Genomic DNA, 12,600 nt, shown 5'->3' on the forward strand with positions numbered 1-12,600 from the left:
GCTGCTGGCACGTAGTTAGCCGTGGCTTTCTGGTCAGGTACCGTCAAGGTACCGGCAGTTACTCCGGTACTTGTTCTTCCCTGACAACAGAGCTTTACGACCCGAAGGCCTTCTTCGCTCACGCGGCGTTGCTCCGTCAGACTTTCGTCCATTGCGGAAGATTCCCTACTGCTGCCTCCCGTAGGAGTCTGGGCCGTGTCTCAGTCCCAGTGTGGCCGATCACCCTCTCAGGTCGGCTACGCATCGTGGCCTTGGTGAGCCGTTACCTCACCAACTAGCTAATGCGCCGCGGGCCCATCTGTAAGTGACAGCAAAAGCCGTCTTTCAGCATTCCCTCATGTGAGGGAATGAATTATCCGGTATTAGCCCCGGTTTCCCGGAGTTATCCCAGTCTTACAGGCAGGTTGCCCACGTGTTACTCACCCGTCCGCCGCTGACCATCGGGAGCAAGCTCCCTCAAGTCCGCTCGACTTGCATGTATTAGGCACGCCGCCAGCGTTCGTCCTGAGCCAGGATCAAACTCTCCAATAAAGAGTGATTAGCTCATAAAATAAAACGTTGGCTCATGTACTCCTATAATAGAAGCCATGAATATTATTGTTTGTTGACGCTTGTTTGTTTAGTTTTCAAAGAGCAATTTGGAGCGGGTGAAGGGAATCGAACCCTCATCATCAGCTTGGAAGGCTGAGGTTTTACCACTAAACTACACCCGCATTATTATTATGAGTTACCGGATGGTCGGGAAGACAGGATTCGAACCTGCGACCCCTTGGTCCCAAACCAAGTGCTCTACCAAGCTGAGCTACTTCCCGGTAAATATGGCGCGCCCGAAAGGAGTCGAACCCATAACCTTCTGATCCGTAGTCAGACGCTCTATCCAATTGAGCTACGGGCGCATATTTTATAAGTAACTTTTACATGATACCATACAGCAATTATGGCTGTCAAGTGTTTTTTTATGGTGCGGCCGAGAGGACTTGAACCTCCACGGGGTTGCCCCCACTAGGCCCTCAACCTAGCGCGTCTGCCATTCCGCCACGACCGCATTTTTGTTTATCAACAAGAAGTAATTATACTCTTCTTTGAAGCAAAAATCAAGAGGTAATTTATGGTGCGGGTGAAGGGAGTCGAACCCCCACGCCTCGCGGCGCCAGATCCTAAGTCTGGTGCGTCTGCCAATTCCGCCACACCCGCAAACGATATGAAAATGGTGAGCCATGAAGGACTCGAACCTTCGACCCTCTGATTAAAAGTCAGATGCTCTACCGACTGAGCTAATGGCTCAAATAAAAATGGCTGGGCTAGCTGGATTCGAACCAACGAATGACGGAGTCAAAGTCCGTTGCCTTACCGCTTGGCTATAGCCCAAAAATGGCGGTCCCGACGGGAATCGAACCCGCGATCTCCTGCGTGACAGGCAGGCATGTTAACCGCTACACCACGGGACCAAATTATATGGCGGAGAAGGAGGGATTTGAACCCTCGCGCCGCTTACGCGACCTACACCCTTAGCAGGGGCGCCTCTTCAGCCTCTTGAGTACTTCCCCGTAAAATGGCTCCGCAGGTAGGATTCGAACCTACGACCGTTCGGTTAACAGCCGAATGCTCTACCACTGAGCTACTGCGGAATAACTTATCAAAAGCAACAACAGCTGTTGTCGACTCTTTATATTATAATTAGGCTGTCCATAAAAGTCAATAAGCTATTTTAAAAAAGTGTTGCGGTGTCACCATCAGGTTTACTATTATGCGCTGGAATCAGGAAGATGTCAAGGTCTTCATCAACTTTAGTGCTCCCCGGCATTTTCCGCAGACATAGCGGGATGTATCGATAGATCTTTTGCGCCGGTAAGCAAGATGGCATCCGGTACACTGATAGATCAAGACTCGAGTTTGCTTTTTCCTTTTGTTTTTCTCCTCAGGGAGGGCAGAACAGAACCTGGGTGCTTCGACCTTTTCCATGAGCTCCCGGAAATCACGGTCTCTGTGTTTGTACCCTTTGCCTTCCAAATGGAGATGATAATGGCAAAGCTCATGTTTGATAATCCCAATAAGCTCATTTTCTCCTAGCTGCTCCAAATATTTTTTATTAATCTCGATATTGTGGCTTCTCAGCAGATATCTTCCTCCGGTTGTACGGAGTCTTGGATTAAACATGGCCTGATGGCGAAACGGCCGGCCGAACTCCTTTAATGATATTTTCTCCACCATTGCTTGAAGCTCTTCATTTTCCATCCATTACACCTACATTTCTCGTAAACATGACAACCCATTATAGCATATATTATGGATACCCTTAATCATTCAGGAGGGATGCGGTATGCCGGTTTGGTTCCAAAATCAGATGATGCGGGCGTTTTATGAAAAGGACCGATACCAAATAAAGCTTTTAAACCAGTGCTGGTTTTTCTATAGAAAGAAGCAGGGTTTATCACAATAAAAAAAGGGCCGTCCAAAGCTTCAGCCTTCACTGAATCTTTGGACAGCCTTTCTTTTTGAGCGTTGTCTCATTTAGTTTATTTTCGGGCAAGACTTTTCATAAGGTCTTTTTTCAGTTAAAGGAGGGCAGGATGCAGAATCTGATTGGATTCGGACAACTTCCTCCACCCTGGCACCATCCCTGTCCAAATTAAGTCGCCTGTCGTCTTGATTTTACGTTTCCCGGACAATTCTCCGCCTCCGCCAACAGTCAAGCATCTGTTTTTAATTATTCTCCGGGAGGAAGCATGGTCAATGCTACCCTGCCCTTTTTCATGTCGACGCTGTCAACCCAGACGGTGACAACATCTCCAACCGATACTATATCAAGCGGGTGCTTCACGAATTTTCGGCTAAGCTTCGAGATATGGACGAGGCCGTCCTGCTTGACACCAACGTCAACAAAGGCGCCAAAATCGACCACATTCCGAACAGTTCCCTGCAGTTCCATCCCTGCCTTAAGATCTTCCAGCTTGAGCACGTCTTTTTTCAGCAGAGGGGCAGGCAATTCATCCCTCGGGTCCCTGCCCGGCCTGACAAGCGCATCGATGATATCTTTTAATGTTAATTCGCCAACCTCCAATTCCGCAGCTGTCTTTTTTATATCCAGGGAGGAAAGCCGTTCCCTTAGTTCCGCTGAGCCAAGGTCTGCTGTTTTCAAGCCCAGCCTGTTCAGCAATTCTTTTACTTCCGGATAATTTTCAGGATGGATGCCAGTACGGTCCAGCGGTTCCCTTCCATCCATGACTCTCAGAAACCCTATCGCTTGTTCATAGGTTTTAGCTCCAAGCCGGGGAATTTTTTTCAGTTGCGCCCTGCTCGTAAACTTGCCTTCTTCTTCCCGCTTTTTCACAATGTTGTTGGCCACTGTTTTCGAGAGACCGGATACGTATTGGAGGAGCGAGGCGGAGGCGGTATTGACATTGACACCTACTTGATTGACCGCTGTTTCCACGACGAATGCAAGTGAGTCGGAAAGCTTCTTTTGGCTGACATCATGCTGGTACTGCCCTACTCCTACAGATTTCGGGTCAATTTTAACCAGTTCAGCCAGTGGATCCTGGAGCCTCCGGGCTATGGAGACAGCACTCCTTTCTTCAACCTGGTAATCCGGGAATTCCTCCCGCGCAAGGTCGGAAGCAGAGTACACGCTGGCACCAGCCTCGTTGACAATCAAATAATAAATCTCTTGTTTGGTTTCCTTCAGGATATCGGAAACAAATTGCTCTGTTTCCCGGGAGGCTGTACCATTCCCGATCGCCACCATCTCGACCTGGTACTCTTTAAGAATCTTGATGAACTTCTCCCTGGCATCCTGCGCTCTTGCTGCCGAGAGATGCGGATAAATTACATCAATTTCAAGTACTTTTCCTGTTTCATCCACAACTGCGAGCTTACAGCCTGTACGGTAGGCAGGATCGACCCCAAGCACCACTTTTCCTTTTAAAGGGGGCTGCAGCAGCAGCTTGCGAAGATTCTCCGAGAAAATGTGGATTGCCTGCTCTTCAGCCCTTTCCGTCATTTCGTTTCGTATTTCCCTTTCAATCGCCGGCTGGATCAGCCTCTTATAAGCATCTTCTACCGCTTCCATTACTGGAGTTGCGGTCACGGATCGTTCACTGGCAATCCACTTTCGGCGGAGATACTTCATTACGGAGTCTTGCTCCACCCTGACAGAAACACGGAGAATATCTTCCTTTTCTCCCCGGTTTAATGCAAGGATGCGGTGGGGGACTATTTTGCTGATTGGCTCTGCATAATCGTAGTACATTTCATATACATTCTTCTCGTCTTTTTCTTCGTCTTTTACGGATGACTGCACGGAGCCCTTTTTAAAGGTTTCCGACCTTATCCATTTACGGCTGTCCGCATCATCCGAAACCATCTCAGCTATAATATCCCTTGCACCTGCAATGGCTTCCTCTACTGAAGCCACCCCTTTTTCACCGGATACGTAAGCCCTTGCCTGTTCCTCAAGGCTGCCTTTCACCGGGAAGGTAAGCATCCATTCTGCCAGCGGCTCCAGGCCTTTTTCCCTTGCAACTGTTGCTTTGGTACGCCGCTTTTGCTTATAGGGGCGGTAAAGATCTTCCACTTCCTGAAGTTTAACAGCCTTTTCGATGCCGATTTTTAACTCGGGGGTCAGTTTCCCCTGTTCCTCAATAAGACGGATGACCTCTTCCTTCCGCTGGCCAAGGTTTTGTATGTATTGCCATCTATCAATAATGCTCCTAATCTGCACCTCATCCAAGGCACCAGTCTGCTCCTTTCGATAGCGGGCAATGAAGGGCACGGTATTTCCTTCATCAATCATCGTAATAACGTTTTGGACTTGTTTGACTTTCAGCGACTGTTCCTCTGCAATCATTTTTAAAAACTGCTCTTGCTTATCAACTGTTTGGTTCAAAAGTGACCATCCTCCAACTGATTTGATTAGAAGCTAAATATCAGCCTTCCTTTATTTTAACAAATTCGCTCACTAAAAAAGAAGCTTCCATTACAGGAAGCTTCCAATAATAAATGTTGCATCATCGTAGACATTTTGATGGTCCCGCCTAATTTCATCTGCAATGGACTGTGTGGACCGGCTTCTTTTTAACAGGGATTTAGCATTGTGGATATTAAACCCATCGGAATAGATCAGGAATTTGGACTCTGGTTCATAGAAGAACCGCTGGGTGTTGAACACTTGCGGCTTCCCTGATAAATAGCCCGTAACTGGCAGTGGATAAGTAAGCTTGCCTTGAGGAGAGTAAAGGAAAAAACGGATATTGCCGACGCAGCTGTAAACAAACTCCCGCTTTTCAAAGTAAACTTTGATAATCGAGACAGCCGCGCCCCTCTTCTGGTAAAGGACAGCGTTACAGCGCTTCATCAAGGCATCCACGTCTTCATGGTGATATTGCTCTACTACGGATACTGCCGCCTCCGAGGCCTCATGTGCGTATTTCCCGCTTCCAAGCCCATCTGCCATTACACAGACAAAGTATTCATTCGTAGCCTTGTAAAAATAGCTGTCACCACATTGCGAATTGCCTTCTTTCGTAATCTGGTGAGCGATCAACTCTAGCTTGTTTTCCAGGTTTTCAATCATGTAATGAACTCCGAGTTGTTGTTCTCGGCATTGATGGCTTCCTGGAGTTTCTTAATGGCACGGCGCTGCAGACGGGAAACATGCATTTGGGAAATTCCAAGTTTATCGCCAGCCTCTTTTTGGCTCATATTTTCAAGGTACGTATACTGAATAATCATTTTTTCACGATCAGACAGAACATGCAGTACCTTTTCCAGGACAAGCCTCTGGTTGATTTTCTCATACCCAGTGTCGATATTGCCGACAATATCCAGAAGCGTAACGGTACCGCCATCTGAATCAGCCTCAATGGAGTGGTCCACAGACAGCGCCTGATAGCTTTTCCCCATTTCCATCGCTTCAAGGACTTCTTCCTCTGAAACCTCAAGAGCATTGGCAATCTCGTCCACCCTTGGCGAACGGTGGAGCTCGGTTGTGAGTTCTTCAACGACCGTCTTGATTTTTGGACCGAGTTCCTTAATCCGGCGGGGAACGTGGACACTCCATGTTTTATCCCTCAAGAAGCGCTTGATTTCCCCAATGATTGTCGGAACGGCGAATGCCTCGAAACTTTTGCCGAAAGACTCGTCATATCGGCGGATTGCGCCAAGAAGGCCGATCATGCCAACCTGGTAGATATCCTCATGGAACGACCTGCCTTTCGAGTATTTTCGCGCAATGGTTTCCACAAGAGCCTGATAGTGAAGCACCAGCTGATTTTGGGCCTCATCGTCTTCATTCTGCTGGTAGGCTTTAATTAGCGCATTGATCTCTTCCTTTGACCTTTGGTTAGGTTGAGATGGTTTCTGCATCAATCTCCACCTGCTCTCCGTCTCTGTACTTGGTCATAAAGACCGTTACGCCTTCCTTGTGATGAATTCTTACTTCATCCATCAACGTTTCGATCAGATACAGCCCCAAGCCTCCTTCACGAAGGAATTCAACTGAAGCATTTTGGTCATATGGCCCAAGACCTTGACGAGCCGAATGAAAGTCAAAGCTTTGTCCGCTGTCGGCAACCATCACCTCGAGGCGGTCTTCATACAGCCCAAACCCGATGACAACCTCCCCCTGTTCATTCTGGTTGTAGGCATGCTGCACAGCATTCGTACAAGCTTCACTCGTCGCAATCTTCAAGTCCTCAATTTCATCGTAAGAAAAGCCCATCCGGCTGGCAATACCAGACAGAGTGAGCCTGATGACACCGACAAATTCCGGTTTGGCCGGAATCTTCATTTCGATATAGTCAAATGGCTGATTCATTGCACTCCACCCTCTATCTGGCTGTTTATATCAATAATATCGGCGAGCCCGGTAATTTCAAATAGCCTTTGGAGACGTTCGGTAAGACCGACGATCTTGAATTGGCCATTATTGGCTTTGACATTCTTGAAAACACCTACAAATACGCCAAGTCCTGTACTGTCCATATAATTGACGCCTGATAGGTCCACAACCATTTGTACGCCGTCTTTTTCGGATAGCGGAAAAATGGTTGACCGCAGCTTAGGCGCTGTATAAGCATCAATTTCTCCCTGAACGGAGACTTCAGCCAAAAGATCCTTCTCTTTAACATCTATTGATATATTCATAACTGACCCACCTTTTTTTGCATTAAATTGCTCTTTAAAATTTACCCGCACTGGGCGCGTATTAAACCTCTCTTTTCAGAATGATTAAGGTAAAATCATCCCTTAATTGAAAATGCTGGAGCTTTTCCAAATCTTTGAACACCCGGTTTACTATTTCCTGAGCACTTAAATGAATGTACTTATTGATATATCCCATCAAAGTATCCCGGTCAATGAAGCCGTCATCTGTCCTGCACTCTGTAACGCCGTCAGACATGAGTATCACCATATCGCCTGGGAAGATTTCCTTTTGATACTCCGCATATTTGGTCCTTTTCTCAACGCCCAGCAGCAGTCCCTTCGCAATCAGTTCCGTAAACTCCTGCTTTGCTGCATTATAATAAAACCCCGGTTCGTGTCCTGCTGAAGCATAGGAAAGAATATTTGTTTCAGGATTATACATTCCATAAAACATTGTGATAAACATGCTGGGATCAACATTCTGCTCAACGACCCTGTTTAAATTCTCCAGTATGTAACTTGGTCCCTTTCTATGTTCAGGCAAGCTGTCCATCGCATATTTGATCATCGACATGCAAAGTGCTGCCGGTATTCCTTTTCCGATGACATCCGCGATGGCAACACTGACATTGTTGTTTTCATCAAGGACAAAGTGGAAATAATCCCCGTTCATGTGTTTGGCTGGAATGCTGATTGCCCCAATATCCAGGCCTTCAATTTCCGGAACTTTGGTGCCAAGCAAGGTTTGCTGGACATTCGCAGCAATTTCCATCTCGGACCGAAGCTCCTCCTGTTTATGGCGAAGGCTTTGATGCTCTCTATAGGCAAGGCCAAACGCAATCATGATCTCGAGAAGCACATCAAAGGAGTGCAGCACGTAATCCGGGACCTCGGGATGCATTTCAATCAGCAGGCTTTTATGCAGGCTGATAATCTCTTCAGGCGATACCTTGTTTTCGATTATTTTCCGGCTCAATTTCTGACTGGAATAGAGGGCCTGCTCAGACTGCTCTTTACTATAATTTTCAAGAAGTTCCCGATACTGTGATTCCATCATTTCTCGGAAATCCATGCTAAATCCCCCTAACGAAGCCATTTAGTCGCTTTTATCTTCGTGCCATCACCCGGAGACGATTCGATATCAAATTGGTCCATCAGCCTTTTTACTCCTGGCAGCCCCGCTCCGAGTCCACCTGAGGTTGAGAAGCCGTCTTCCATGACCTGGCGGATATCACTGATGCCGGGACCGTTATCGGTTGCATTGATAGCCAAGCCTACCTTTCCGCCTTCATTCAGCTTATCAATACAAATTTGTCCTTTTCCTGCGTAAAGGAAGATGTTTCTCGCCAGCTCACTGATTGCTGTTGTGATTCGCGCCTGGTCGACTATTCCGAAACCAAGCTCTTTGGCAACATTGCGCCCAAGCTGGCGTGCAGCGACAATGTCCCATTCGTTTATTATAGTTACACAGGATTGGATGCTCATACAGTTATTCCCCCAATTCCTGTTGTAATTTCTCCAAACCTTTTTCTAAATCTAGAGCCGTAAGAACATTGTCAAGACCAATCCCCAATTCAATCAGGGTGATGGCAACGGCAGGCTGGATTCCCGTAATTACCACCTTGACGCCCATTAAGTTGGACATATTAATCACATCTCCAAGCACCTTTGCGATAAAAGAATCAATAAAATCTATGGAAGTTAAATCAATCACAACGCCATTGGCTCCAGTCTCATGGATCTTATGCAAAAGATCTTCCTGAAACTGAAGGGCCGTTTGGTCGTCCAGTTCCCACTGAATGGATACCAGCAGGCAGTTGTAAAGCTTTAAAATGGGTATTCTCATTTTGCACCCTCCATCACGATAATTTTTCTATCTGTCAGCTCCAGTGCCGTTTCGATTCCTTTTTGAAGGGAATTTTGAGTGGTAAGCTGGTTTAAGTCGATTCCAAGACTGACTATCGTCTGGGCAATTTCCGGACGAATGCCACAAATGATGCATTTTGCACCAATCAGCCTTACCGCATCAGCTGCCTGGATGATATGGTGCGCCACCATCGTATCAACCACTGGAACTCCCGTAATATCAATAAGGACCACCTCGGACCGGTGCTTAACAACGCCCTTGAGAAGGTTCTCCATGATTTGTTTGGCTCGTTCTGTATCAATCGTACCTACCAAAGGCATTACCGTAATCTTTTCAAAAACAGGGATCAGGGGGGCAGATAGCTCTTGCAGAGCGATTTTTTGCAAGGAAACGGTCTTTTCCCATGTGGTTGAATAAACGCTGACAATCTCGTTATTCATCGGCGTCATCCATGCGCCGAACTCACGGATGACCTCCATTTGATTGTCCTTTGTAACTAACTCGCTTTTTTCCATTTTTTCAAAGACAATCTCGCCAAAGGTATGTAAGCCCTTGGTCACAAAAGTGAGCGGCCAGCCTAGGCGGACGACTTTTTCAGCAAAATCGGTCAAGCGGGAAGTGTAATCTTCCTTCGTTCCTTTTATATTGGAAATGATCAAGTCCACAAACTCGCGGCTCGTACTGGTAAAGACCTGATCCGATACGACCCGAAGCACTCGATCATCCGCATTATCTTTTGTTGTTTCAATCCATTCATTGAGGATATCTAGTTTGTTTTCTTCAATGAAACCATATATCAGCTTATTCATATCCATCCCCCATTCAACCTTACAAGATTTTCTTTTACCCTTCCGAACATCATTTCAAACCACAATATGTTGAAAAACGGTCACAGAATTACTTATTATTATATACCAATTTAATGGCATTCTGTTTCTTACGTCAAATATTATAAATTTGCGTATTTATCCCGGATTTTATCCATGGGCGCAACAGACTTTCGCTAATAGTTTATCATGCCAGCCTGCATTTATCAGGCATGATGGTCCCATCTGCCGTGAACACCGGAATAAAATAAAAAAACGCTCTATTTACAGAGCGCTTTGTTTTAATGATTAAAATTCGATAAGACCTAAACTTACCTGCAGGGCTTCATTCACTCGTTCCATCATTTCGTCATCGAGATGGGTTATCTTATCGGTTAGACGCTGTTTATCAATTGTACGAATTTGTTCCAGCAATATGACAGAGTCTCGTTCAAAACCGTATCGTTTCGCATCAATTTCAACATGTGTCGGCAGCTTGGCTTTTTGGATTTGAGCTGTAATCGCTGCAATGATAACTGTGGGACTAAACCGATTCCCGATGTCGTTTTGGATGACAAGTACTGGTCGGACACCGCCTTGTTCTGAACCAACAACTGGGGATAGGTCCGCAAAATATACGTCACCACGTTTTACAATCAAAGGATTAACCTCCGCTAACTAAACGTTCGACTGTGTGCTCTGCCTCATATTCAGCCTGGAAGGATTCCGAAGCGATTGTCAGGTTAATCTTGGCCATTTCCATGTAGCCACGTCTCATGGACTCACGAATTTGTCTCTTTTTCCTGTCGCGTAAATACATTTTCGTTGCCTGATAAATGAATTCACTTCGGTTTACGTTTTCCTGTTTAGCAAAGCCATCCAATTCCATTAATAGATGCTGCGGTAACTTTACCAAAATCTCAGTTGTTGCGCTGGATTCAGACACAAACATACACCTCCACCATCATCACTACAAACGTATCGTCTCTTTTTATATCTCTACCATTTTCAATCTTAACATTTATTGAGGCAAATGCAAAGATGAATTGGCAATTCTACTGTATTATCCGCCAAAAAAATATGGTTTTATGCATGATTTTTGTTCCTTTGTTATTTTCAGGAAGGGCAATCTCCTTTTAAAATTGGGTTGTTCAGCGCAACGATTTTCCCATCCTTTTTATACACTCTCGGAACCCTGGAAGAAATCAGGCATGGAACTTCATAATTGATGGTTTCAAGCTTCGCAGCGATTTCATCAATGGAAATCCTCTCTTCCTGCTGCTTGCCAATCAAAGTGACCGCCGAGCCGACCGGGACTTCCCCGGGCAACCGGACCATGCATTGATCCATGCAAATCCGCCCAACAATCGGCACCCGGATTCCATTAATTAACACTTCCTGTCCCTGCAGCCGGCGAAGCCAGCCATCGGCATATCCGATTGGCATTGTCCCGATCCATTCGTCGGACGCGGCCTCATAAGTAGCCCCATAGCTGACCTTGTCGCCCTTTTGCAGCTTTTTCACCTGTGTGAGCCGCGAATGCAGGGAAAAAGCTTCCGTAAGCTCTACCGGAAGGCTTGGTTTGATTTCGAACGATGGCGCAAGTCCATACATGGCAATTCCGAGCCGGACAGCACTAAAATAGGCACCCGGATAGCGGAGGGCAGCTGCACTATTGCTTGTATGGATGCAAGCCGGTTTGGTGGTAAGCACCGAAATCATTTTCTCAAACCGGGCTTGCTGCTTTTGAAAATAATGACCATCAAGTTCATCTGCCGTTGCAAAATGAGTAAACATTCCTGTCAGCCTGAAGCGCGGGTCGTCCTTGAGCCGGGCTTCCATTGATTGCAGTTCCTCTTCGCTCCGCACTCCAAGGCGGCCCATGCCGGAATCCACCTTGATATGGAGAGAGAGTTCTTTCCCCGGAAGCAGAACTGCTGCCGCTTGTTCAATCCACGACTCCTGGAACACCGTCAACGTTATATTTTCATTGGCTGCCACATTTACATCTTCTGCCCTGCTTGCGCCCAGGACAAGGATGGGGACGGATACCCCTTTCCTTCTCAACGACAGCCCTTCATCCAGAAAAGCGACTGCGAGCATCGTGGCACCAGCCCGAATCGCCGCATTCGCAATCTTGATATCCCCATGCCCATAGGCATTGGCTTTAACGACCGCTATGATGTCCACCTTTTCAGGCAGCAGGGTCCTGATTCTCCTCACATTTGACTCGATGCTGTCCAAATCCACCTCTGCCCATGTATCCCGGTAAAATAAGCCTTTTTCGTCCACGTTCCCACACTTCCTTAATCCGTTCATGACTTACGTACCATTATCAAACCATTGCAGAGGAAATGTCAAATAGGAAAAGCAGCATGCGGAGTGCTCCCGGAGACTGGGATTAGCTGAAGAGCTGGGATGCAGGTCTAGGTCAGGGCTATCAGGGACTGTTTTTGGCCCGAGCGCTTCAAAAATGGCCCTGACGACTACTCTCAGTGCCCGATTTTCCGCTGAACTCTTCAAAAAGGGATCCGACAGCTACTCTCAGTGCCCCGTTTTCACGCCGAACTCCTCAAAAAAGGAACTGACGGAAGCTCTCAGTGCCCGGTTTTCCTCCGTACTCTCCAAAAAGGGCGCTGACGACTCTTCTCAGTATCCGGTTTTCCACCGAACTCCTCAAAGAGGGCGCTGACGACTACTCTCAGTGCCCGATTTTCCGCTGAACTCTTCAAAAAGGGCTCTGACAGCTACTCTCAGTACCCGGTTTTCCTCCGTACTCTCCAA

14 protein-coding genes, 10 tRNA genes and 1 rRNA gene are annotated in these 12,600 nt (G+C 46.8%); 1 reads left to right on the top strand and 24 read right to left on the bottom strand.

From position 1 onward, the window contains the following. The 12 genes from WQ57_RS21925 to WQ57_RS21980 all read right to left on the bottom strand — a co-directional run. Positions 1 to 531: ribosomal RNA gene (locus WQ57_RS21925) — 16S ribosomal RNA — on the bottom strand; the annotation flags it as partial. A 108-nt stretch (positions 532 to 639) separates the two neighbouring features. Further along, positions 640 to 713: transfer RNA gene (locus WQ57_RS21930), tRNA-Gly, on the bottom strand. A gap of 22 nt (positions 714 to 735) precedes the next feature. Continuing rightward, a tRNA-Pro gene (locus tag WQ57_RS21935) sits at positions 736 to 812 on the bottom strand. 7 nt (positions 813 to 819) lie between these two features. Further along, a tRNA-Arg gene (locus WQ57_RS21940) sits at positions 820 to 896 on the bottom strand. A gap of 63 nt (positions 897 to 959) precedes the next feature. Continuing rightward, positions 960 to 1,045: transfer RNA gene (locus WQ57_RS21945), tRNA-Leu, on the bottom strand. Between the two features lie 64 nt (positions 1,046 to 1,109). Beyond that, a tRNA-Leu gene (locus WQ57_RS21950) sits at positions 1,110 to 1,194 on the bottom strand. Between the two features lie 14 nt (positions 1,195 to 1,208). After that, positions 1,209 to 1,284: transfer RNA gene (locus WQ57_RS21955), tRNA-Lys, on the bottom strand. Between the two features lie 9 nt (positions 1,285 to 1,293). Then, positions 1,294 to 1,368, bottom strand: a tRNA-Gln gene (locus WQ57_RS21960). Between the two features lie 4 nt (positions 1,369 to 1,372). Then, positions 1,373 to 1,448: transfer RNA gene (locus WQ57_RS21965), tRNA-Asp, on the bottom strand. 8 nt (positions 1,449 to 1,456) lie between these two features. After that, positions 1,457 to 1,547: transfer RNA gene (locus tag WQ57_RS21970), tRNA-Ser, on the bottom strand. Between the two features lie 6 nt (positions 1,548 to 1,553). Beyond that, positions 1,554 to 1,628, bottom strand: a tRNA-Asn gene (locus tag WQ57_RS21975). A gap of 130 nt (positions 1,629 to 1,758) precedes the next feature. Next, positions 1,759 to 2,235 (bottom strand): SprT family protein, encoded by a 477-nt coding sequence (locus tag WQ57_RS21980; protein WP_046525866.1) that lies wholly within the window; start codon positions 2,233 to 2,235, stop codon positions 1,759 to 1,761. An 85-nt stretch (positions 2,236 to 2,320) separates the two neighbouring features. On the opposite strand from WQ57_RS21980, the gene cmpA reads away from it, so the two are divergent. Next, a complete protein-coding gene (cmpA, locus tag WQ57_RS26800) occupies positions 2,321 to 2,440 on the top strand; it encodes a cortex morphogenetic protein CmpA (protein ID WP_156183201.1) in 120 nt (39 codons plus the stop codon). 267 nt (positions 2,441 to 2,707) lie between these two features. Here the strand turns inward: cmpA and WQ57_RS21985 are convergent, their stop codons facing one another. From WQ57_RS21985 to alr, 12 genes are all read right to left on the bottom strand, one after another. Beyond that, positions 2,708 to 4,846: a Tex family protein gene (locus WQ57_RS21985; RefSeq protein WP_193787120.1), complete on the bottom strand. Its 2,139-nt coding sequence runs from the start codon at positions 4,844 to 4,846 to the stop codon at positions 2,708 to 2,710. A gap of 129 nt (positions 4,847 to 4,975) precedes the next feature. Beyond that, entirely contained in the window at positions 4,976 to 5,572 is a 597-nt protein-coding gene (locus WQ57_RS21990; protein WP_046525868.1) for a PP2C family serine/threonine-protein phosphatase, read from the bottom strand. Beyond that, positions 5,569 to 6,363, bottom strand: a complete 795-nt coding sequence (gene sigB / locus WQ57_RS21995) for an RNA polymerase sigma factor SigB (RefSeq protein WP_046525869.1) — start codon at positions 6,361 to 6,363, stop codon at positions 5,569 to 5,571. Before sigB ends, WQ57_RS21990 begins: the two co-directional genes overlap by 4 nt. After that, positions 6,341 to 6,814, bottom strand: a complete 474-nt coding sequence (gene rsbW / locus WQ57_RS22000) for an anti-sigma B factor RsbW (protein ID WP_046525870.1) — start codon at positions 6,812 to 6,814, stop codon at positions 6,341 to 6,343. Before rsbW ends, sigB begins: the two co-directional genes overlap by 23 nt. Continuing rightward, positions 6,811 to 7,143 (bottom strand): anti-sigma factor antagonist, encoded by a 333-nt coding sequence (locus WQ57_RS22005; RefSeq protein WP_046525871.1) that lies wholly within the window; start codon positions 7,141 to 7,143, stop codon positions 6,811 to 6,813. The genes rsbW and WQ57_RS22005 overlap by 4 nt, the downstream gene beginning before the upstream one ends. A gap of 61 nt (positions 7,144 to 7,204) precedes the next feature. Then, positions 7,205 to 8,215, bottom strand: a complete 1,011-nt coding sequence (locus WQ57_RS22010; protein WP_046525872.1) for a PP2C family protein-serine/threonine phosphatase — start codon at positions 8,213 to 8,215, stop codon at positions 7,205 to 7,207. Positions 8,216 to 8,226: 11 nt separating this feature from the next. Further along, positions 8,227 to 8,628 carry an anti-sigma regulatory factor gene (locus WQ57_RS22015; protein ID WP_046525873.1) on the bottom strand — a complete coding sequence of 134 codons (402 nt, stop codon included), beginning with the start codon at positions 8,626 to 8,628 and terminating at the stop codon, positions 8,227 to 8,229. Positions 8,629 to 8,632: 4 nt separating this feature from the next. Beyond that, positions 8,633 to 8,989, bottom strand: a complete 357-nt coding sequence (locus tag WQ57_RS22020; RefSeq protein WP_046525874.1) for an STAS domain-containing protein — start codon at positions 8,987 to 8,989, stop codon at positions 8,633 to 8,635. Next, positions 8,986 to 9,819: an RsbT co-antagonist protein RsbRA gene (locus WQ57_RS22025; RefSeq protein WP_046525875.1), complete on the bottom strand. Its 834-nt coding sequence runs from the start codon at positions 9,817 to 9,819 to the stop codon at positions 8,986 to 8,988. Before WQ57_RS22025 ends, WQ57_RS22020 begins: the two co-directional genes overlap by 4 nt. Positions 9,820 to 10,125: 306 nt before the next feature. Further along, complete coding sequence (locus tag WQ57_RS22030; protein ID WP_046525876.1) at positions 10,126 to 10,476, bottom strand: type II toxin-antitoxin system PemK/MazF family toxin; 351 nt, start codon at positions 10,474 to 10,476, stop codon at positions 10,126 to 10,128. 4 nt (positions 10,477 to 10,480) lie between these two features. Next, positions 10,481 to 10,762 (bottom strand): CopG family ribbon-helix-helix protein, encoded by a 282-nt coding sequence (locus WQ57_RS22035; RefSeq protein WP_046525878.1) that lies wholly within the window; start codon positions 10,760 to 10,762, stop codon positions 10,481 to 10,483. Between the two features lie 170 nt (positions 10,763 to 10,932). Beyond that, positions 10,933 to 12,108 (bottom strand): alanine racemase, encoded by a 1,176-nt coding sequence (alr, locus tag WQ57_RS22040; RefSeq protein WP_338151917.1) that lies wholly within the window; start codon positions 12,106 to 12,108, stop codon positions 10,933 to 10,935. Positions 12,109 to 12,600: the final 492 nt, after the last annotated feature.

It is taken from the genome of Mesobacillus campisalis, assembly GCF_000986785.1.
In the GTDB taxonomy this organism is placed as follows: Bacteria; Bacillota; Bacilli; order Bacillales; family Cytobacillaceae; genus Mesobacillus_B; species Mesobacillus_B campisalis.

Bases quoted from the DNA above. Each gene is read 5' to 3' on its own strand.
- rsbW (WP_046525870.1), bottom strand. From the start codon at position 6,814: ATGAATCAGCCATTTGACTATATCGAAATGAAGATTCCGGCCAAACCG.
- WQ57_RS22005 (WP_046525871.1), bottom strand. From the start codon at position 7,143: ATGAATATATCAATAGATGTTAAAGAGAAGGATCTTTTGGCTGAAGTC.
- WQ57_RS21985 (WP_193787120.1), bottom strand. From the start codon at position 4,846: ATGATTGCAGAGGAACAGTCGCTGAAAGTCAAACAAGTCCAAAACGTT.
- sigB (WP_046525869.1), bottom strand. From the start codon at position 6,363: ATGCAGAAACCATCTCAACCTAACCAAAGGTCAAAGGAAGAGATCAAT.
- WQ57_RS21990 (WP_046525868.1), bottom strand. From the start codon at position 5,572: ATGATTGAAAACCTGGAAAACAAGCTAGAGTTGATCGCTCACCAGATT.
- WQ57_RS21980 (WP_046525866.1), bottom strand. From the start codon at position 2,235: ATGGAAAATGAAGAGCTTCAAGCAATGGTGGAGAAAATATCATTAAAG.
- WQ57_RS22020 (WP_046525874.1), bottom strand. From the start codon at position 8,989: ATGAGAATACCCATTTTAAAGCTTTACAACTGCCTGCTGGTATCCATT.
- WQ57_RS22015 (WP_046525873.1), bottom strand. From the start codon at position 8,628: ATGAGCATCCAATCCTGTGTAACTATAATAAACGAATGGGACATTGTC.
- cmpA (WP_156183201.1), top strand. From the start codon at position 2,321: ATGCCGGTTTGGTTCCAAAATCAGATGATGCGGGCGTTTTATGAAAAG.
- WQ57_RS22010 (WP_046525872.1), bottom strand. From the start codon at position 8,215: ATGGATTTCCGAGAAATGATGGAATCACAGTATCGGGAACTTCTTGAA.
- WQ57_RS22025 (WP_046525875.1), bottom strand. From the start codon at position 9,819: ATGAATAAGCTGATATATGGTTTCATTGAAGAAAACAAACTAGATATC.